Below are 17,174 nucleotides of genomic sequence, written 5' to 3'. Positions count from 1 at the left end.
CCCGGCGGGCGGGGCGGCGCGCACGGCGGCGCGCGGCCGGGCGCGGTGGCGGTGCTGCGGAGCGCGGCGCGGACGCGGACGTTCTGGCTGCTGGCGGGCACGTTCGCGATCTGCGGGATGTCCACCAACGGCGTCATGTGGACGCACTTCGTCGCGGCGGCCGGGGACCACGGGATGGCGGCCCCGGCGGCGGCGTCGGTGCTGACCGTGATCGGGGTGTGCAACGTCGCGGGGACCGTCGCGTCGGGGTGGCTGACCGACCGGTACGACCCCCGGTGGCTGCTGGCCGGGTACTACGCGCTGCGGAGCGGGGCGCTGCTGGCGCTGCCCGCGCTGCTGGGGCCGCAGGTGCGGCCGTCGCTGGTGGCGTTCGCGGTGGTGTTCGGGATGCTGGACGTCGCGACCGTGCCGCCGACCATCGCGCTCGGCGCGGTGCGCGAGCGGTTCGGCGAGCGGGAGAGCGCCGTGGTGTTCGGCTGGACGCTGGCCGCCCACCAGCTCGGGGCCGGGATGATGGCGCTGGCCGGGGGCGTCGTGCGGGACGCGTCCGGGGAGTACACGCCGATGTGGGCCGGGGCCGGGGCGCTGTGCCTGGTCGCCGCGGCGATGGCGGCGGGTTTGCGGCGGGTCCCGCCCGGAAGGATCACCGCATGACGCGTCATGTGGTGGCGGTGCTGGTGCGCCCGGGGGTGATGCCGCTGGAGCTCGGCATCGTCCACCAGCTCTTCGGGAGCGCCCGGGCCGGCGGGGAGCCGCTGTACGAGGTGGTGACCTGCACGCCCGAGCCGGGCGACGTGCGCACCGACGCCGACTTCGCGGTGCGGGTGCCGCGCGGGCCCGGGACGCTTGCGGCGGCGCGCACGGTGGTCGTCCCCGCCGCGCACGGGGCCGACGAGACCGACCGGCTGGACGAGCCGCTGCGGGCAGCGCTGGCCCGCGTCCGGCCGGGGACGCGGATCGCCTCGATCTGCACGGGCGCGTTCGTGCTGGCGGCGGCCGGACTGCTGGACGGGCGGCGGGCGACCACGCACTGGAAGTCCGCCGAGCGGTTCCGGCGGTTGTTCCCGCGGGTCGGGCTGGACCCCGACGTGCTCTACACCGACGAGGGCGACGTGCTGACCTCGGCGGGGGAGGCCGCCGGGATCGACCTGTGCCTCCACATGATCCGCACCGACCACGGGGCCGCGGTCGCCAACGACGTGGCCCGCCGCACCGTCGTCCCGCCCCACCGCGACGGCGGGCAGGCCCAGTACATCCCCCGGCCCGTGACCGAGCCGGGCTCGCCCTCGACGAGCGCGGCCCGCGCCTGGGCCCTGCGCCATCTGGACCGGCCGATCTCCCTGCGCGACCTCGCCGAGCGGGAGTCGGTGAGCGTGCGGACGTTCACCCGCCGCTTCCGCGAGGAGGTCGGGATGTCGCCCGCCCGGTGGCTGCTGCGCCAGCGCGTCGAGCGGGCCCGCCAGCTCCTGGAGACCACCGACCTGCCGGTGGAGCGCGTCGCCGCGGACGTGGGCCTCGGCACCGCCGCCTCCCTGCGCCGCCGCATGAGGGAGACGGTGGGGGTGTCGCCGCGCTCCTACCGCCGCACGTTCCGAGGGTAGGAACGTCCCATGACCTCACCACCGCCCGGCGTCCACCCCACCGAACCCCTCACCGCGCCCGACGGGACGGCGGTGGACGTCGACGTCGAGCTGGTCCCGCTGGTGCGCGCCGTCTGGGCCGGAGGATGGGCCACGGCGGGATCCTGCCAGGACCTCGGGGACGCCGCCGACGCGCTGCGGGCGCTGGGGGACCGGGCGCCCGACCACGCCACCGAGGCGTTCGCGGCGTTCTACCGCGGCTACGCGTGGCTGAAGATGCCGCGCCCGGACGCGCTCGCGTTCCTGAACGCGCTGGCGGCGACGCCGTTCCGGGACCGGGTCACGGCCCGCTGGGGCCCGGAGGCGTGGCGGGTGGACGTCGCGGTGCGCCATGACGGGGACCGCGGCTTCACGCTCGCGCCCACCGCCCACCTCCACTTCCCCCGCACCCAGACCCCCGAACTGACCGCCGTCGTCACCGCGCTGCGCGACGGGACCCCGTGAAACCGCCGGTCAGGGCGTGGTGGACGTCGAGGGTGACCTTCAGGCCGTCCAGGACGCTCGCCGGGGAGATCCGGTTGTCGGCCCGGCCCTCCAGGCAGTCCAGGACGTGGTCGATCACCGCCGCGTAGGTGTCGCGCCCGGGCAGGTCGACCGTCCGGACCCCCTGCGCGGTGTACTCGGTGAGCGTGCCGGTCATCCCGTGCCCGGGGGCTCCCGAGAAGGAACGGACCAGGGTGGCGCCGGTGAACGAGGCGCGGAAGCCGCCGCTCATGCCGAACGCGACCGGGTTCAGCGACGAGCCGAGGCAGCGGACCAGCCGGCCGGGGTAGTCCAGCAGCACCTCGGCCGCCGAGCGGCCGTCGCCCGCGTCCACCCCCGCCGCGGTGACCGACCGCGGCGCCCCGAGGGCCGCGACGATGACGTCGAGGTCGGAGTGGAGGACCTCCAGGGCCATGACGTCCAGTCCGATGGTCGCGCCCGGCCACAGCAGGGCCGCCCGGGTCTCGAACTCCAGCGTCCGCAGCTCGCCGTGGCGGCCGTCGGCGACGGCGGCGAGCAGGTGCTCGGTGGCCGGGTCGAAACGGGCGAACATGTCCACGAACGCCTGCCTGCCCGTCGCCTCCCGCACCTCGGCGACGCGGCGGGCCTCGTCCAGGTCGGCGGCCAGGGGCAGCTCGCACAGGACGTGCTTGCCCGCCTCCATGGCGCGGACCGCGTGGGCGGCGTGCAGCGGGACCGGCAGGCAGACGTCCACCAGGTCCACGTCGGGATCGGCGTAGACCGAGTCGAGGTCGGTGGTGGTCGCGAAGCCGTGGTCGGCGGCGATCCTCGCCAGCTTCTCCGGGGTCCGGCCGAAGACGACGACCTCGTCCACGCGCGGACTGCGGTGGTAGAGGGCGGCGTGGGCCCGCCCGAACCCGGTGCCCAGCAACGCGACCTTCATCGCTTCCCCCTCCGAACGGTGGTTCTCCTTCGTCTCCACCGACCGTAGGCGGGCAACAGGACACCGAACGTCCTACTGGGACGGCATCATGGACCCATGCGCGATCCGTCGGCCCGGCTGCTGCGGCTGCTGTCGTTCCTCCAGACCCCGCGCGAGTGGTCGGGGACCGAGCTCGCCGAACGCCTCGGCGTCACCACCCGCACGATCCGCCGCGACGTGGAACGCCTGCGCGAGCTGGGCTATCCCATCCACGCCACGCACGGCAACACCGGCGGCTACCGCCTCACCGCGGGCGCGGCGATGCCGCCGTTGCTGCTGGACGACGAGGAGGCCATCGCGATCACCATCGGCCTGCGCACCGCCGCGACCACGGCGGTCACCGGCATCGAGAACGCCTCGCTGCGCGCGCTGGCGAAGCTGGAGCAGGTCCTGCCCGCACGCCTCCGGCGCCGCGTCGCGGCGCTGTCGGACGCGGCCGTCACCGCGCCGCCCGCCGAGGGCCCGACCGCCGACCCCGCGACCCTCGCCGCCCTGGCGTCGGCGGTCACGGCCCACGAGAGGATCCGCTTCGCCTACACCAGGGCCGACGGCGACTCCGCCCGCCGCCTGGCCGAACCCCACCAGATGGTGGCGCTGGGCCGCCGCTGGTACCTGGTGGCCTTCGACGAGGACCGCGCCGCCTGGCGCACGTTCCGCGTGGACCGCATGGCCGGACTCCACCGCACGGGCGTTCGCGTCCCGCCCCGCGAACTGCTCGGCGGCGTGGACGCGGCGACCTGGGTGGCGCGCTCCCTGGAGCGGAGCTCCGGCGGAACGGTCCGCGCGCGGGTCCTCCTGCACGCCCCGATCGGGGAGGCCGCCCCCTGCGTCCCCGCCTGGCAGGGGACCCTGGAACCGGTGGACGCCGCGTCCTGCCGCCTGACGACGCCCCCGGACTCCCCGGGGCGCCTGGCCCACCGCCTGCTGCTCCTGCCGGTGCCCTGCACCCTGCTGGACCCGCCGGAGGTCGCGGCGGAGCTGGCCGCGCTGGGCGACCGCGCCGCCGTCATGGCGGGTGGCGGAGGCGAACGGGAATCGAACCCGCCGTCCCGAGATACTCGCGACCTACGGTTTTGAAGACCGCGGGGGCCACCAGGCACCCTCTCGCCTCCGGACAGAGACCCTAGCGGCCCGCCCGGGTGTCTCGGACCCGAGACGGAAGCGGCGGCGCGCCGCGTCCGCCCGCGCCGCGCCGGTGCGATGCTGATCGGGTGAGCACTCTCATCAGGAACATCGGGGAACTGGTCACCAACGAGCCCGGCGTCGGGGAGGGGCCGCTCGGGGTGCTGCGCGACGCGGCGCTCGTGCTCGACGGCGGAACGGTCGCCTGGGTCGGGTCCTCGGCGGACGCGCCCGAGGCCGACGAGGTCCTCGACGCCGCCGGGCGCGCCGTGCTGCCCGGGTTCGTGGACTCGCACGCCCATCTGGTGTTCGCGGGGGAACGCGCCGAGGAGTTCGCCGCGCGGATGAGCGGACAGCCCTACAAGGCCGGAGGCATCCGGACGACCGTGGCCAGGACCCGCGCCGCCGGCGACGACGAGCTGCGCGCCAACGTCCGGCGGCTCGTCGACGAGATGGCCCGGCAGGGCACCACCACCGTCGAGTGCAAGTCCGGCTACGGGCTGGACGTCGAGCAGGAGGAACGCGCCGTCCGGATCGCCGCGGAGATCGTGGACGAGGTGACGTTCCTCGGGGCGCACGTCGTGCCCGCCGAGTACGCCGACGACCCGCAGGAGTACGTCCGCCTCGTCTCGGGGGAGATGCTCGCCGCCTGCGCGCCGCACGCCCGGTGGATCGACGTGTTCTGCGAGCGGGGCGCGTTCGACGCCGACCAGGCGCGCGAGGTACTCCAGGCCGGGATCAAGGCCGGGCTCCTGCCCCGCGTGCACGCCAACCAGCTCGGCGAGGGGCCGGGCGTCCGGCTCGCCGTGGAGCTGGGGGCGGCCTCGGCCGACCACTGCACGTTCCTCGGCGACGCCGACGTGGACGCGCTCGCCTCCTCGGAGACCGTGGCGACGCTGCTGCCGGGCGTCGAGTTCTCCACCCGGCAGCCCTACCCGGACGCCCGGCGGCTCATCGACGCCGGGGCCACCGTCGCCCTGGCGTCGGACTGCAACCCCGGCTCCTGCTACAGCTCCAGCATGGCCTTCTGCATCGCGGTCGCCGTGCGGGACATGCGGATGACCCCGGACGAGGCCGTGTGGGCCGCCACCGCCGGGGGCGCGCGGGCCCTGCGGCGGACCGACGTGGGACGGCTCGGGGAGGGCGCCCGCGCCGACGTCCTCGTGCTGGACGCGCCCTCCCGCATCCACCTGGCCTACCGGCCGGGCGTGCCACAGGTCGCCGCCGTCTTCAAGGCCGGCGTCAGAGTGTGAGCTGGTAGGTCTTGCGCAGGGTCTCGTGGACGGTCCAGGTGGTGCGGGCTCCGGCGGTGAGGACGCCCACGTCGCCGGGGCCGACCTCCAGGGTCGGGCCGTCCTCGATCTCGATCGTGGCGCGGCCCGTGACCACCGTGAAGATCTCGTCGGCCTCGGTGTCGGTGACCGTGCCGGGGGTGATCTGCCAGATGCCGCGCTCCACCCGGTCGTCGGCGTGCAGGACCAGGGTGGAGACCTCCGGGCTGCCCGCGACGACGCTGGCCGGGTCCAGGGTGTCCGGCTCCAGCTCGGCGGCGGTCACCGACACGGCGAACGACATGGTCTCTCCTCGCTTCTGGAACGTTGCGCAGAGCGTAGCGGCGGCGGGGGCGAGATCCGCTGGCCATTCCGGAGTCCCCGCGCCGCCGGATTGGACGCGGTGGAGCCGTCCGCGGAGGGTGGTCACGCCGTGTGCGGGATCGAGGGAGCGCAACCGCGGTTTGAAGGTATTCCTTCGTTAGCCGTGGAAATTCGCGCGAAACCTTACACCGGGCGTTCAAAGTTACAGTCGAAGGGACTTCGGCCCCGGTGTAAAAGGACGGACCCATGGCGGACGACTCCACGACGATCGAGCTCAGCATGTCCGAACTCCGCGAGGTCACCCGTTACGCGGTGGCGTGCGCGCGGCCCGCGTTGGTGATCTTCGAGCGGGCCTGCCCCGACGACCGGCGCCCGCGGGACGCGATCGACGTCGCGCGGGCGTTCGCGGAGGGGGCCCGGCGGTCCAAGGCGATCCGGGACAACGCGTGGGCGGCGCAGCGGGCGGCCCGGGAGGCCCGGGACGCGGGGCAGGGCGCGGCGAGCGACGCGGCGCGCGCGGCCCTGGCGGCGGCCGGCGCGGCGTACCTCCACCCCCTGGCGAAGGCGACCCAGGTCAAGCACATCCTCGGCGCGGCCGCCCACGCCGCGCGGGCGTTCGAACTCTCCGCCGGAGACGATCCCTCGGTCGGGGCCGACCACATCGAGCAGTCGCGGACCCTCACGCCTCCCGTCGTGGTGGACGTCCTGCGGCGTTACCCGGCCGCCCCGCCCGGCGGTGGGCGGGTCGGGGAACTGATCCGCCAGTTGGACGCGTCGCTCCGGAGCGGGGGTTGAGGGGCGTCCGTCCCCGGGCGCCCCTCGCGGATCTCAGCGGGCTTCGGCGGCGGCCTTCAGGTCGCTCGGCCACGCCTTGAGGCCCCTGCCGAGGATCTCGGCCGCGAGGGGGACGTCGGCATCGACCTGGGGACCGGTGTGGGTTTCCTCGGTGCGCACGAGGACGCCGTCCCTGACCTTGGTGAACGTCCACACGTGGACGCCGTCGACGCGCAGTCCCTCGCCGACGGCGGGGCCGGTCCAGCGGATGCAGGCGTGCCGTTCGAGCTGCCCGACGGTCGAGGTGATGACCAGGGTGGTGGGGGGCGTCGGGGGCGGTCTTCGCGGTGGCGTCAGCGCGCCGGAAGACGCCGGGGACCCGGCCGGTGGACGGCGAGGACGAGCGCGGCGGACGCGGCGACGATCAGCCCGACGAACGCGGGGTGGATGTCCTTGGACAGGCTCGGCGCGCCGTCGGGCCGCGCCAGCCAGACGGTCAGCGGGACCGCGTACGCGACGGCCACCAGCGCGGCCGCCCGGCGGACCGCCCGGTCGCGGGTGCGGCGCAGGGCGCCGACCAGCGCGATCGCGACCGGAACGCCCGCCAGCAGGGCGAACTGGCCGAGGACCATGACGGGGATCGCCCAGGCGGCGAGGATCACCGCCCGCGGAGTGCGCCGGCCGGTGCGGGCGGGCGGCTGGGAGGTGGTGGTCATGACGTTCCCTTCGGCTGCTGTTACGGATACTCGCTTCTGTTAGAAGTTATAACCGTACGGGCGAGGGAGTGTCAACAGAAACCGTGATACCTTCTCACTAATTCTTGGTGGTGTAGCTCTGGAGGAAGGCGGCGGCGCATGGCGGAGACGAACGCGCGGACCCCGCGCGAGCGCTACCGCACCCAGATCCGCGCGGAGATCAAGGAACGCGCCTGGCAGCAGATCGCCACGGCGGGGGCGTCGGCGCTCTCCCTCAACGCCATCGCCAAGCAGATGGGCATGAGCGGCCCCGCGCTCTACCGCTACTACGCCGGTCGCGACGAGCTGATCACCGAGCTGGTCGCGGACGCCTACCGCGGCCTGGCCGACACCCTGCGCTCGGCGTCGGCCGCGGGCGCCGACCTGGCCGGGCTGGCGCACGCCGTACGCGCCTGGGCCCTGGCGGACCCCCAGCGGTACTTCCTCGTCTACGGCACCCCCGTGCCCGGCTACCGGGCGCCCGACGACACCACGGCCATCTCCAGCGAGATCATGGCGGTCCTGCTCGACGCCTGCGCGGCGTCGGCCCCGGACGGCCCCGCCACGCCGTTCGACGCCCACCTGCGCGACCACCGGGACTGGGCGGGCGGCCACCCCGCCCCGCCCGCGGCCCTGCGCCGGGCCCTGGCCTTCTGGACCCGGCTGCACGGCGTCCTGTCCCTGGAGCTCGCCGGTCACTTCACCGGCATGGGGTTCGACCCCGCGCTGCTGTTCGCCTCCGAACTGGACGACCTGCTCGCGCGCTGACCGGCGGCTCAGACGTACCGGCGGTTGACGCGGATCAGCGGGTCGCGGCGGCGGGCGACGTAGTCCGCCGACAGGACCTCGGCCACGTACAGGCGGTGGTCGCCCGCGTCGATGCGCCGCCGGGTCTCGCACTCCAGGGCCGCCAGCCCGCCGTCGGGGATCAGCGCCTCCGACAGCGGGCCCCGGTGGTGCGGCTCGGAGGCCAGCAGCAGGCGCGCGCCGGGACGGCCCTCGGCGGCGAAGCGGCCCGCCAGGGCGCGCTGGCCCGCGCTGAGCACCGTCGCCGCCCAGCGGTCCCGGCGGTCCAGGACCTCGGCCAGGTAGGACCCGGCCGCGACGCCCGCCAGGACCATCGGCGGTTCGAGCGACACCGACATGAACGACGTGACGGTCGTGCCCAGGTCGTCGCGGCCGTCCCGGACGGTCAGCACCACCACGCCGGTGGCGAACCCCGCGACGGCGTCGGTGAAGTCGCCGGGGGTCAGGGGCTGCGCGTTCAGCGGATCTCCCAGTTTCCGGGCAGGGCCAGCGGACCGGCGGCGGGCAGGCCGAGGCGGGCGGCCACCCCCGACAGCGAGCCCCAGCCGTCGAAGCGGGCGGTGGCGGCGGTGCGGTCCTCGCTGGACTCGGCCGGGCGCAGCCGGTCCAGCGGGGAGGAGTGCGGGAACACCCGGACCGGCGCGTCGGCGGCGAGCCCGGCCTTCTTGCGGGCCAGCTCCAGCGCCCGGTCCAGCCCGCCCAGCTCGTCCACCAGGCCGTGCCGCCGGGCGTCCGCGCCGGTCCACACCCGGCCGCGGGCGACCTCGTCGACCTGCTCGGGGGACAGGCCGCGGCCCTCGGCGACCTTGGCGGTGAAGTCGGCGTAGATCGCGTCGAGGGAGGCGTTGACGCGCTCCCACTCCGACTCGTCGAACTCCTTGGTCATGCTCAGCATCCGGGCGTGCGCGCCCTCGGAGACGTGCCCCATCGCGATGCCGAGCCGGTCCAGCAGGCCGCTGATCACGGGCTTGCCCATGACCACGCCGATCGAGCCGGTGAGCGTGCCGGGCTGCGCGATGATGGTGTCGGCGGCCATGGCGACGTAGTAGCCGCCGGACGCGGCGACGTTGCCCATCGACACGATCACGGGCTTGCCCGCGCGGCGGGCGAGGTTCACCTCGCGCCAGATCGCGTCGGAGGCGACGGCCGAGCCGCCGGGGCTGTTGACCCGGAACACGATCGCCTTGACCGAGTCGTCCCGCACGGCCGCGCGGAACGCCGCGCCGATCGTGTCCGACCCCATCGCCGGGCCCTGGCCGGGCAGCGGGCCGCCGCGCCCGGACCGGCCGAGGCGGATCGGGCCCTGGCCGTTGATGAGCGCGACCGCGTCCTGCTTCCCGGGCTGCGGCAGCTTCCTGGCCAGGCCGTGGGAGCGGCTGTAGCGGGTGACGAACTTCAGCTGCGCGGTCGGCCCGAACCGTTCGCGCAGGTCGGCGTAGACCTCGTCGCGGTAGCCGAGCCGGTCGACCAGGCCGTTCTCCAGGGCGTCGGCGGCCAGCAGCGGGCCCCGGTCCATGAGCTCGCGGACCTTCTCGACCGACAGGCCGCGCGCGGTGGCGATCCCCTCGGTGATCTGCTCGACGTAGGAGGCGACCAGCCGCCGAGAGGACTCCTCGTGCGCGGGCGTGTAGCCCTTGCGCACGAAGGTGTTCGCCATGGTCTTGTACTCGTGGCGCTGGCCGAACTGCGGCTTGACGCCGGCCTTCTCCAGCGCCCCGGCCAGGAACGGCTCCTCCAGCGCCATGCCGGTCAGCCCGACCTCGCCGGTCGGCTGCATCCAGACCTTCTCGAACGCGGTGGCCAGGTAGTACGGCACGGTCCCGCGCCCGCTCTCGCCGAACGTCTCGGTCCAGGCCACGGTGAGCTTGCCCGCCTCGCGAACGGCGGTGACCGCGTCGCGGATCTCCTGGACCAGCGCCATCCCGACCCCGCCGGTGACCTTGACGACGACGGCGCGGACCCGGCTGTCGGCGCGGGCGCGGCGCAGCCCGTCCAGCACGTCGCGCAGGTGGGTGCGGCGCATCGCCAGCATCGCCGTGAGGGGATCGGCGGGCGGGGTCTCCACGAGCCCGTCGGTGAGGTCGAGTTCCAGCACCAGGGGCGCGGTCCGCTTCTCGCGCGCCTGCTTGATGACGTTGATGACCGAACCGGGATCCACCATGCGCCCAGCCTATGTGCTCGGCGCCGGTCCGCTCAGCGGGCGAACGCCCGGTTCGGGATCGTGCTGCCGGACGCCTGCGCGACCGGGCGGCCGTCGGCGTCGGTGATGACGGCCGTGGAGAACAGGCGGGTGCCGCCGGGGTGCACGCAGGTCCCGGTGACGGTGTAGGTCCCCCCGGCCAGGACGGCGCGCAGGTAGTCGATGTTCAGGTTGAGGGTGAGCTGCGGGACGAAGTGCTCGCCGGTGCTGGCGGAGGCGAAGCAGACGGCGTTGTCCAGGATGGTGGCGATGAAGCCGCCGTGCACGGTCCCGCCGGGGTTGCAGAGGTGCTCGCCGGGCGTCCAGGAGATCACGACGCGGCCGGGCTCGGCCGTGTCGATCCGCTGGCCGATGTAGTGGGCCACGTCGGAGACCTCGGGGAAGCGGCCGTCGCCGATGGCCTGGATCAGCTCGGCCCCCGACAGCGTGTTCCACATCTCGGCGTGTTCGGGCGGGGTCTCGACGCTCAACGGCACTCCCGGTCGTTCGATCTTCGACTGAACTCTATTCGGAGACCGGTCCGTGCCGCTGTGCCGTGCGTCACCCGGACCGGCCGAGCGTGCCGGAGGTGGTGCCGCTGAGCCCGGCGGACTCGTAGCGGAGCCTGCCGTCCACCAGCCGCAGCGTCAGGCTTCCGCCGACGCAGAAGCCGGTGGTGCCGTGGGTGTTCTTCGGCGTCTCCTGGAGCCGGAGGGTGTCGCCGTCCACGGCGGTGACCTGGAGGGTGTCGGTGCAGCCCCACGCCCGGTAGACCGACTCGCCGCGGCTCTCCCCGACCCGCAGGACGACCGTGGCGTCGGTGCTGGTGCCGTTGGGGGCGCCGAGGCCCGGCGGCTGGGCGATGGTGCCGGTCCAGGTCCCGGCGAACGCGGCCGGGACCTTCGTGCCGCCCCCGGCTCCGGGGGTGGGGTCGGGGGACGCCGTGCGGGTCGTGGTGACGTTCTCCCCGGGGCGGTCGCGCTGGTCGTTCACGGCGAACCAGATCCCGGCGGTCGCCGCGACGACCGCCAGCCCGGCCCCGGCCGCGATCAGCACGCCGCGTCCCGCGCGCCGCCGCGACGGCACGGTGGGCTCGCCCCCGACCGAGGGAAGGGCCGAGGGAACGGCCGACGGGTCCACCAGGCGCACCATCAGGTCGCGGGCGGCCGGCCGCCGCGCCGGGTCCTTGTCCAGGCACTCGGCCAGCAGCCCGTGCAGGAACGGCGGCACCCCGTCCAGATCGGGATGCTCGTGGGCGATCCGGTGCATGACGTCGGACATGCGGTCGAACCGCCCGAACGGCGGCCGTCCCGTCGCCGCGTACACCATCGTCCCCGCCCACGAGAACACGTCGGACGCGGGCGTCGGCGGACGGCCCGCCAGCGACTCGGGCGCGGAGTACGACGGCGTTCCCGCCGGCCGCGTCCGGGTGCCGGCGTCCACCGCCCGCGCGATCCCGAAGTCCACCACGCGCGGCCCGTCCGGGCCGAGCAGCACGTTGGCGGGCTTGAGGTCGCGATGGACGATGCCCGCGCCGTGGATGGCGGCCAGGGCGCTGGCGGTGTTGACGGCGAGGCGTTCCAGGTCGCCGTCCCGCAGCGGGCCCTGCTCGGCCACCCGCCGCTGGAGCGACGGCCCGTCCACGAACTCGCTGACCACGTAGGGCCGCGCCGCGTCGGCGGAGGAGTCCAGCACGGCGGCGGTGCAGAACGGCGCCACCCGCCGCGCCGCCTCCATCTCGCGCGCGAACCGCGCCCGCGCCTCCGGGTCGGCCGTCTTGAGCGTCTTGACCGCCACGCGCCGCCCGGCGGGGTCCTCTGCCAGGTAGACCACGCCCTGCCCGCCCTCACCGAGCCGGCCGGTCAACCGCCAGCGGCCGACCTCGCGCGGATCGTCGGGGCTCAGCGGCGAAACGGCCACCATCAGCGCGTCCCTTCCCACGGCGACTCGCCGTTGTCGCTCCACGGTCCCCCGGCCGCACACCACGGTACCGGGATCATCAACCCGATATCGTCGCGGTATGGCAGACGGCGACGGTTGGCGGCGCTGCGCCCTCGGGCACGTGCACTGGGGCAGGCACGGCGCGGCGGGGCTGATGGTCTTCCACCGCGACCCGGGCGACGGGCGCAAGCGGGTGCTGCTGCAACAGCGCGCCTGGTGGGGCAGCGGCGGCGGGACGTGGGGCATGTTCAGCGGCGGCATGGCCACCCGGGAGGACCCGGTCGCCACCGCGCTGCGGGAGACCGCCGAGGAGTCCACGCTCGACACCTCGCGCGTCCGGCTGTACGGGACGTGGACCGAGGACCACGGCGGGTGGGCGTTCACGACCGTGTTCGGGGAGATGGACCACCGGCCGGTGGTGGAGCCCGCCTCGCGGGAGACGCGCCGCGCCGAGTGGGTGCCGGTGGAGGAGGTGGACCGGCGCAAGCTGTTCTCGCCGTTCGCCCGCAGCTGGCCGACGCTGCGCGGCGCGCTGGCCCGCCTGGTGGTGATCGTGGACGGGGCCAACGTGGTGGGCGCCCGCGCCGACCACGGCTGGTGGAAGGACCGCGCCGGGGCCAACGCCCGCCTCCGCGACGACCTGGCCGCCCTGGCCGAGGGCGTCACCGGCCTGCCCGACGGCCTGGTCCCCTACGAGGTCGCCTATCCCGAGACCGTGCTGGTGGTGGAGGGGGCGGCCCGCCGGGTCGCCGACGAGCCCCGCGACGGGGTGCGGGTCGTGGCCGCGCCCGGCAGCGGCGACGACCTGATCGCCGACCTGGCCGCCCACACCGACCTCGACACCGTCCCGCTGGTCGTGACCGCCGACCGGGAGCTGCGGGCGCGCTGCGAGTCGGCGGGCGCGGCCGTCATCGGTCCCCGCTGGCTCCTGGAGCGCCTGCCCCGGCGGTGACCCCGGAGACGGACCCGGAGACGGACCCGGTGGCGGTCTAGCCGGCGCCCTGGACGGCGACCGTGTGCCCGGCCTCGCCGAGCGCCTTGACCGCGTCCTCCAGGGAACCCTCGGGCACCAGCACCAGGTCGGCGTGGTAGGTCGAGGTCACGAACACCGAGATGCCCGCCTCGGCGAGCGGCGCCACCACCGACGCGAGCATGCCCGGCACGTCCAGCCCGTGCGCGTCCCCGTAGAACCCGGCCCACCGCTGGAACGCGCCGAACGGCGGGGCCTGGCGCACCACCGTCAGGCCCTCGGGCGCGCGCACCAGCGCCACCCACTCGTCGTCCTCGGGGAACGTGGAGTTCGGCTGGTGCTCGACCGCGAACCGGTCGGGGACGACATGCAGGCGCAGTGACGGCATCCCGTCACTCTAATCCGGCTCGGGCGCCAGCCACACCGCGCCCAGCGGCGGGATCCGCATGCACACCGAGGCGGGCATCGCGTGGTGCGGCTCCTCGATCGCCTCGACGACCCCCATGTTGCCGACGCCGCTGCCGCCGTACTCGAACGCGTCGGTGTTGACGACCTCCCGCCAGCGGCCCGCGTGCGGCAGCCCGACCCGGTAGTCCTCGTGCGGGGAGCCGGAGAAGTTCACCACCGCCACCATCGTCGGGCGCTCCGCGCCCTCACCGGCCGGCCGGCCGTAGCGGACGTAGGACAGGGTGTTGCCGCCGGCGTCGTTGCCGTCGATCCACTGGAAGCCCTCGGGCTCGTTGTCCATCGACCACAGGGCGGGCTCGGCGCGGTAGACGGCGTTGAGGTCGCGGACCAGGCGCTGCACGCCGATGTGGAACGCGCCCTCGGTGGCGCTCTCCAGCAGCCACCAGTCCAGCGGGCGTTCCTCGGCCCACTCGGCGCCCTGCCCGAACTCCCCGCCCATGAACAGCAGCTGCTTGCCCGGATGCGACCACATGTAGGCCAGCATGCAGCGCAGCCCCGCGAACTTCTGCCAGTCGTCGCCGGGCATCTTGCCCAGCAGCGACCCCTTGAGGTGGACGACCTCGTCGTGCGACAGCGGCAGCACGTAGTTCTCGGAGAACGCGTACACCAGCGAGAAGGTGATCTCGTTGTGGTGGTAGTTCCGGAACACCGGCTCACGCGCCAGGTAGTGCAGCGTGTCGTGCATCCAGCCCATGTTCCACTTGAACCCGAAGCCGAGGCCGCCCAGGTGCGTCGGGCGGGTCACGCCGGGCCAGGCCGTGGACTCCTCGGCGATCGTCATGACGCCGGGGTCGCGCTTGTAGACGGTCGCGTTCATCTCCTGGAGGAACGAGATCGCCTCCAGGTTCTCGCGGCCGCCGTAGATGTTGGGCGTCCACTGGCCCTCCTCGCGGGAGTAGTCCAGGTACAGCATCGAGGCGACGGCGTCCACGCGCAGCCCGTCGATGTGGAACTCCTCCAGCCAGTAGCAGGCGTTGGCGACCAGGAAGTTGCGGACCTCGGCGCGGCCGAAGTTGAACACCAGCGTCCCCCAGTCGGGGTGCTCGCCGAGCCTGGGGTCCTCGTGCTCGTACAGCGCGGTCCCGTCGAACCGGGCCAGCGCCCACTCGTCCTTGGGGAAGTGCGCCGGGACCCAGTCGACGATCACGCCGATGCCCTCCTGGTGCAGCCGGTCGACCAGCAGCCGGAAGTCGTCGGGGGAGCCGAACCGGGAGGTCGGCGCGTAGTAGGAGGTCACCTGGTAGCCCCACGACGGCCCGTAGGGGTGCTCGGCGACCGGCAGGAACTCCACATGCGTGAAGCCCATGTCCTTCACGTACGCGGGCAGCTCCTCGGCCAGCTCCCGGTAGCTGAGGCCCTTGCGCCACGACCCGAGGTGCACCTCGTAGACGCTCATCGGCTCGTGGATCCACTGCCGCGCCTTGCGGCGCTCCATCCACTCGTCGTCGGCCCACTCGTAGGAGGAGGTGAACACCTTCGACGCCGTCGCCGGGGGGACCTCGGTGGCCTGCGCCATCGGGTCGGCCTTGGCCCGCCAGTGCCCGTCCGCGCCGAGGATCTCGTACTTGTAGCAGGTCCCGTCGCCCACGCCGGGCACGAACAGCTCCCACACCCCCGTCGAGCCCAGCGCCCGCATCGGGTGCGCGCGCCCGTCCCAGTGGTTGAAGTCGCCGACGACCCGCACCCCGCGCGCCGTCGGGGCCCACACCGCGAAGCTCGTCCCGGTGACCGGCCCGAACGCCGACGCGTAGGTCCGCACCCGCGCGCCCAGGGCCTTCCACAGCTCCTCGTGCCGGCCCTCGCCGATCAGGTGCATGTCGAGCTCGCCGAGCGTCGGCAGGTGCCGGTAGGGGTCGTCCTGGACCTGCTCGACCCCGTCGCCGTAGGTCACCGCCAGCCGGTAGTCGGGAACGGCCAGCGGCGCGTCGTCCTGTCCGGAACCGGACAGCGAGGCCTCCGCCGGCAGTGTCCCGGCGAACACGCCCTCGTGGACGTGCCGGAGCCGCTTGCGGTCGCCGCTGGGAAGGACCACCTCCACCCGCTGCGCCATGGGGCGCAGCGCCCGGATGGTCACGCCGTTGCGGCCCGGATGCGCGCCGAGCACCGCGTGCGGGTCGTGGTGCGCACCGCCGACGAGCTGTTCGATCTCCGCGCGGGTCACTCGTGCCATGGGCTCACGGTCTCCTCGTCCCGGAAGGCTTGGACGCCTTTACCGTGCCCGGAGATCGGCGTTCCTCACATGTCAGACCCGGACTCGTTCCCGTTCCAAGGGACGATCTTCAGAAGATCATGAGCGTGGCGGCACTCTCCGGCAGCGTCTCCGCGCCCGCCGGGAGCGCGCCGAGGCCGAACGCGCGGCGTCGGCCGCGTCGCCCGCGTTCGGGCGGGCCGGTGTCCTCCCCGCGGGAGCGCCACCGCCCGTACCGGCGCATCGCCCGGTCGGCCATGCCGTACAGGGTCGGGTTGTTCAGGACCGCGTCGCGGGCGCGGGCGACCGGCTCGTGCCGCGCCCAGTGGGCCGCGCCCGCCGCCGACCGGGTCCGCACCACGCCCTCGGCGACCGGGAACGCGTGGTTCTGCAACTCCTGCTTGTACCGCCAGCCCACCGACGGCCCCATGTCGATCTCCCGCACGCCGATCGCGGCGGCCTGCTCGGCCATGTGCAGGTGCAGGATCAGGCCGGGGGAGTACTTGGAGAACTCCGGGTCGTACACCGGGAACCAGGTCACCAGGGTGTGGTCGCTGCGCAGCCCGAAGTGGCCCGCGACCGGCCGCCCGCCCGCGTACAGCATCGACAGCGTCCCGGCGAAGCGGTCGGTGTGGGTGCGGTGCAGCCGGTCGACCAGCTCCACCACCCACGGCCGCGCGAACCGGTCGGCCCGGCCCATCGCCCGGTACTGGCCCGACTTCCACCGCCGCACCAGGGCCAGGGACTCCTCGTCGCGCACGTCGAACGCGAACGTCACCTCGCCCTCCTCCCGGCCGAGCTTCCGCTCCTTGTACCGGGTCTGCTTGACGACCTTGGAGCCCTTCTCCTTCAGCGACCCGCAGTAGCCGTCGAACCCGCCCTCCAGGCTGATCACCGCCGAGTCCAGCCGTTTGGTCACATACGGTTCGAACCACGGCTGCCCCGGCAGCACCGTGCCGAACTCCCAGGCCGCCAGCCCGCACGCGCGCAGCAGCGCCCGCGCGTCCAGCTCCAGGCCCGGAACGTGGACCAGCCCCTGCCCGAGCGACAGCCAGCCGCCGACCGCGGCGGCCGTGCGGCGGCCGTGCAGCTCGTAGGGGAAGAAACCGACCAGGTCGGGGCCGTCGTGCAGCACCGCCACCCGCGCCCCGTCGATCACCTCGTCGACCGCCCGGGCGTATCCGGCCGACATGAACGGGTTCGCCAGGCGCGGCAGGTCGTCCTGCATCTTGCGCCAGGCGGTCAGCTCGGTCTCGCCGAGGTCGCGCGGACGGACAACGGACACTCGCATCTCAGGATCTCCAAGCGCGGGGACGGTCGGCGGTCGGAT

18 protein-coding genes, 1 tRNA gene and 1 pseudogene are annotated in these 17,174 nt (G+C 74.4%); 8 read left to right on the top strand and 12 right to left on the bottom strand.

The window, feature by feature from the left end:
- The 3 genes from AKI01S_RS51755 to AKI01S_RS18805 form a co-directional block, all read left to right on the top strand.
- Positions 1 to 654: MFS transporter (locus AKI01S_RS51755; RefSeq protein ID WP_369688728.1), on the top strand; the 654-nt coding region annotated here is incomplete at its 5' end.
- Positions 651 to 1,601: a GlxA family transcriptional regulator gene (locus tag AKI01S_RS18810; protein ID WP_067819115.1), complete on the top strand. Its 951-nt coding sequence runs from the start codon at positions 651 to 653 to the stop codon at positions 1,599 to 1,601. The genes AKI01S_RS51755 and AKI01S_RS18810, both read left to right, overlap by 4 nt.
- 9 nt (positions 1,602 to 1,610) lie before the next feature.
- Entirely contained in the window at positions 1,611 to 2,084 is a 474-nt protein-coding gene (locus AKI01S_RS18805) for a hypothetical protein (RefSeq protein WP_067819112.1), read from the top strand.
- Here the strand turns inward: AKI01S_RS18805 and AKI01S_RS18800 are convergent.
- Positions 2,056 to 3,027, bottom strand: a complete 972-nt coding sequence (locus tag AKI01S_RS18800) for a Gfo/Idh/MocA family protein (protein ID WP_067819109.1) — start codon at positions 3,025 to 3,027, stop codon at positions 2,056 to 2,058. The two genes, AKI01S_RS18805 and AKI01S_RS18800, sit on opposite strands and share 29 nt — an antisense overlap.
- Positions 3,028 to 3,123: 96 nt before the next feature.
- Between AKI01S_RS18800 and AKI01S_RS49290 the strand changes: the two are divergent.
- A pseudogene (locus AKI01S_RS49290) lies at positions 3,124 to 4,089 on the top strand (helix-turn-helix transcriptional regulator); the annotation flags it as partial.
- Here AKI01S_RS49290 and AKI01S_RS18780 read toward each other — a convergent pair.
- Positions 4,083 to 4,178: transfer RNA gene (locus tag AKI01S_RS18780), tRNA-Sec, on the bottom strand. The pseudogene AKI01S_RS49290 and the gene AKI01S_RS18780 overlap by 7 nt on opposite strands.
- A 99-nt stretch (positions 4,179 to 4,277) precedes the next feature.
- Here AKI01S_RS18780 and hutI point away from each other — a divergent pair.
- Complete coding sequence (gene hutI, locus AKI01S_RS18775; protein WP_067819097.1) at positions 4,278 to 5,441, top strand: imidazolonepropionase; 1,164 nt, start codon at positions 4,278 to 4,280, stop codon at positions 5,439 to 5,441.
- On the opposite strand, the gene AKI01S_RS18770 is transcribed toward hutI, so the two are convergent.
- Positions 5,431 to 5,763 carry a cupin domain-containing protein gene (locus tag AKI01S_RS18770; RefSeq protein WP_067819094.1) on the bottom strand — a complete coding sequence of 111 codons (333 nt, stop codon included), beginning with the start codon at positions 5,761 to 5,763 and terminating at the stop codon, positions 5,431 to 5,433. The genes hutI and AKI01S_RS18770 overlap by 11 nt on opposite strands.
- Positions 5,764 to 6,029: 266 nt before the next feature.
- Here AKI01S_RS18770 and AKI01S_RS18765 point away from each other — a divergent pair, with 266 nt between their 5' ends.
- Entirely contained in the window at positions 6,030 to 6,578 is a 549-nt protein-coding gene (locus tag AKI01S_RS18765) for a putative immunity protein (protein ID WP_067819092.1), read from the top strand.
- A gap of 33 nt (positions 6,579 to 6,611) precedes the next feature.
- Here AKI01S_RS18765 and AKI01S_RS52850 read toward each other — a convergent pair whose 3' ends face one another.
- Both AKI01S_RS52850 and AKI01S_RS18755 read right to left on the bottom strand, forming a co-directional pair.
- Entirely contained in the window at positions 6,612 to 6,773 is a 162-nt protein-coding gene (locus AKI01S_RS52850) for an SRPBCC family protein (RefSeq protein ID WP_218009723.1), read from the bottom strand.
- Positions 6,774 to 6,910: 137 nt separating this feature from the next.
- Positions 6,911 to 7,273, bottom strand: a complete 363-nt coding sequence (locus AKI01S_RS18755) for a hypothetical protein (protein WP_067819089.1) — start codon at positions 7,271 to 7,273, stop codon at positions 6,911 to 6,913.
- A 138-nt stretch (positions 7,274 to 7,411) separates the two neighbouring features.
- Here AKI01S_RS18755 and AKI01S_RS18750 point away from each other — a divergent pair, with 138 nt between their 5' ends.
- Entirely contained in the window at positions 7,412 to 8,059 is a 648-nt protein-coding gene (locus tag AKI01S_RS18750; RefSeq protein WP_067819086.1) for a TetR/AcrR family transcriptional regulator, read from the top strand.
- An 8-nt stretch (positions 8,060 to 8,067) separates the two neighbouring features.
- Here the strand turns inward: AKI01S_RS18750 and AKI01S_RS18745 are convergent, their stop codons facing one another.
- The 4 genes from AKI01S_RS18745 to AKI01S_RS18730 all read right to left on the bottom strand — a co-directional run bounded on the left by AKI01S_RS18745 (position 8,068) and on the right by AKI01S_RS18730 (position 12,200).
- A complete protein-coding gene (locus tag AKI01S_RS18745; protein WP_067819150.1) occupies positions 8,068 to 8,544 on the bottom strand; it encodes a flavin reductase family protein in 477 nt (158 codons plus the stop codon).
- A gap of 11 nt (positions 8,545 to 8,555) precedes the next feature.
- Positions 8,556 to 10,259 carry a signal peptide peptidase SppA gene (gene sppA / locus AKI01S_RS18740; RefSeq protein WP_067819083.1) on the bottom strand — a complete coding sequence of 568 codons (1,704 nt, stop codon included), beginning with the start codon at positions 10,257 to 10,259 and terminating at the stop codon, positions 8,556 to 8,558.
- A 32-nt stretch (positions 10,260 to 10,291) separates the two neighbouring features.
- Positions 10,292 to 10,774, bottom strand: a complete 483-nt coding sequence (locus AKI01S_RS18735; protein ID WP_245681688.1) for a PaaI family thioesterase — start codon at positions 10,772 to 10,774, stop codon at positions 10,292 to 10,294.
- 64 nt (positions 10,775 to 10,838) lie between these two features.
- Positions 10,839 to 12,200, bottom strand: coding sequence for a serine/threonine-protein kinase (locus AKI01S_RS18730; RefSeq protein ID WP_067819078.1), 1,362 nt, complete (start codon positions 12,198 to 12,200; stop codon positions 10,839 to 10,841).
- Between the two features lie 97 nt (positions 12,201 to 12,297).
- Between AKI01S_RS18730 and AKI01S_RS18725 the strand changes: the two genes are divergently transcribed.
- A complete protein-coding gene (locus AKI01S_RS18725; RefSeq protein WP_067819075.1) occupies positions 12,298 to 13,170 on the top strand; it encodes an NUDIX domain-containing protein in 873 nt (290 codons plus the stop codon).
- A gap of 37 nt (positions 13,171 to 13,207) precedes the next feature.
- Here AKI01S_RS18725 and AKI01S_RS18720 read toward each other — a convergent pair whose 3' ends face one another.
- The 3 genes from AKI01S_RS18720 to AKI01S_RS18710 form a co-directional block, all read right to left on the bottom strand.
- Positions 13,208 to 13,576: an ACT domain-containing protein gene (locus AKI01S_RS18720; protein WP_067819073.1), complete on the bottom strand. Its 369-nt coding sequence runs from the start codon at positions 13,574 to 13,576 to the stop codon at positions 13,208 to 13,210.
- Between the two features lie 9 nt (positions 13,577 to 13,585).
- A complete protein-coding gene (gene glgB, locus AKI01S_RS18715; protein ID WP_067819071.1) occupies positions 13,586 to 15,826 on the bottom strand; it encodes a 1,4-alpha-glucan branching protein GlgB in 2,241 nt (746 codons plus the stop codon).
- A 109-nt stretch (positions 15,827 to 15,935) separates the two neighbouring features.
- Entirely contained in the window at positions 15,936 to 17,135 is a 1,200-nt protein-coding gene (locus tag AKI01S_RS18710; RefSeq protein WP_083999805.1) for a GNAT family N-acetyltransferase, read from the bottom strand.
- Between the last annotated feature and the right edge of the window lie 39 nt (positions 17,136 to 17,174).

Origin of the sequence: Actinomadura kijaniata NBRC 14229 (assembly GCF_001552175.1) — a bacterium.
GTDB lineage: Bacteria > Actinomycetota > Actinomycetes > Streptosporangiales > Streptosporangiaceae > Spirillospora > Spirillospora kijaniata.
This window is presented reverse-complemented; position numbering and strand designations above follow the sequence as displayed.

Bases quoted from the DNA above. Each gene is read 5' to 3' on its own strand.
- AKI01S_RS18810 (WP_067819115.1), top strand. From the start codon at position 651: ATGACGCGTCATGTGGTGGCGGTGCTGGTGCGCCCGGGGGTGATGCCG.
- AKI01S_RS18805 (WP_067819112.1), top strand. From the start codon at position 1,611: ATGACCTCACCACCGCCCGGCGTCCACCCCACCGAACCCCTCACCGCG.
- AKI01S_RS18800 (WP_067819109.1), bottom strand. From the start codon at position 3,027: ATGAAGGTCGCGTTGCTGGGCACCGGGTTCGGGCGGGCCCACGCCGCC.
- AKI01S_RS18770 (WP_067819094.1), bottom strand. From the start codon at position 5,763: ATGTCGTTCGCCGTGTCGGTGACCGCCGCCGAGCTGGAGCCGGACACC.
- AKI01S_RS18765 (WP_067819092.1), top strand. From the start codon at position 6,030: ATGGCGGACGACTCCACGACGATCGAGCTCAGCATGTCCGAACTCCGC.
- AKI01S_RS18755 (WP_067819089.1), bottom strand. From the start codon at position 7,273: ATGACCACCACCTCCCAGCCGCCCGCCCGCACCGGCCGGCGCACTCCG.
- AKI01S_RS18750 (WP_067819086.1), top strand. From the start codon at position 7,412: ATGGCGGAGACGAACGCGCGGACCCCGCGCGAGCGCTACCGCACCCAG.
- sppA (WP_067819083.1), bottom strand. From the start codon at position 10,259: ATGGTGGATCCCGGTTCGGTCATCAACGTCATCAAGCAGGCGCGCGAG.
- AKI01S_RS18730 (WP_067819078.1), bottom strand. From the start codon at position 12,200: ATGGTGGCCGTTTCGCCGCTGAGCCCCGACGATCCGCGCGAGGTCGGC.
- AKI01S_RS18725 (WP_067819075.1), top strand. From the start codon at position 12,298: ATGGCAGACGGCGACGGTTGGCGGCGCTGCGCCCTCGGGCACGTGCAC.
- AKI01S_RS18720 (WP_067819073.1), bottom strand. From the start codon at position 13,576: ATGCCGTCACTGCGCCTGCATGTCGTCCCCGACCGGTTCGCGGTCGAG.
- glgB (WP_067819071.1), bottom strand. From the start codon at position 15,826: ATGGCACGAGTGACCCGCGCGGAGATCGAACAGCTCGTCGGCGGTGCG.
- AKI01S_RS18710 (WP_083999805.1), bottom strand. From the start codon at position 17,135: ATGCGAGTGTCCGTTGTCCGTCCGCGCGACCTCGGCGAGACCGAGCTG.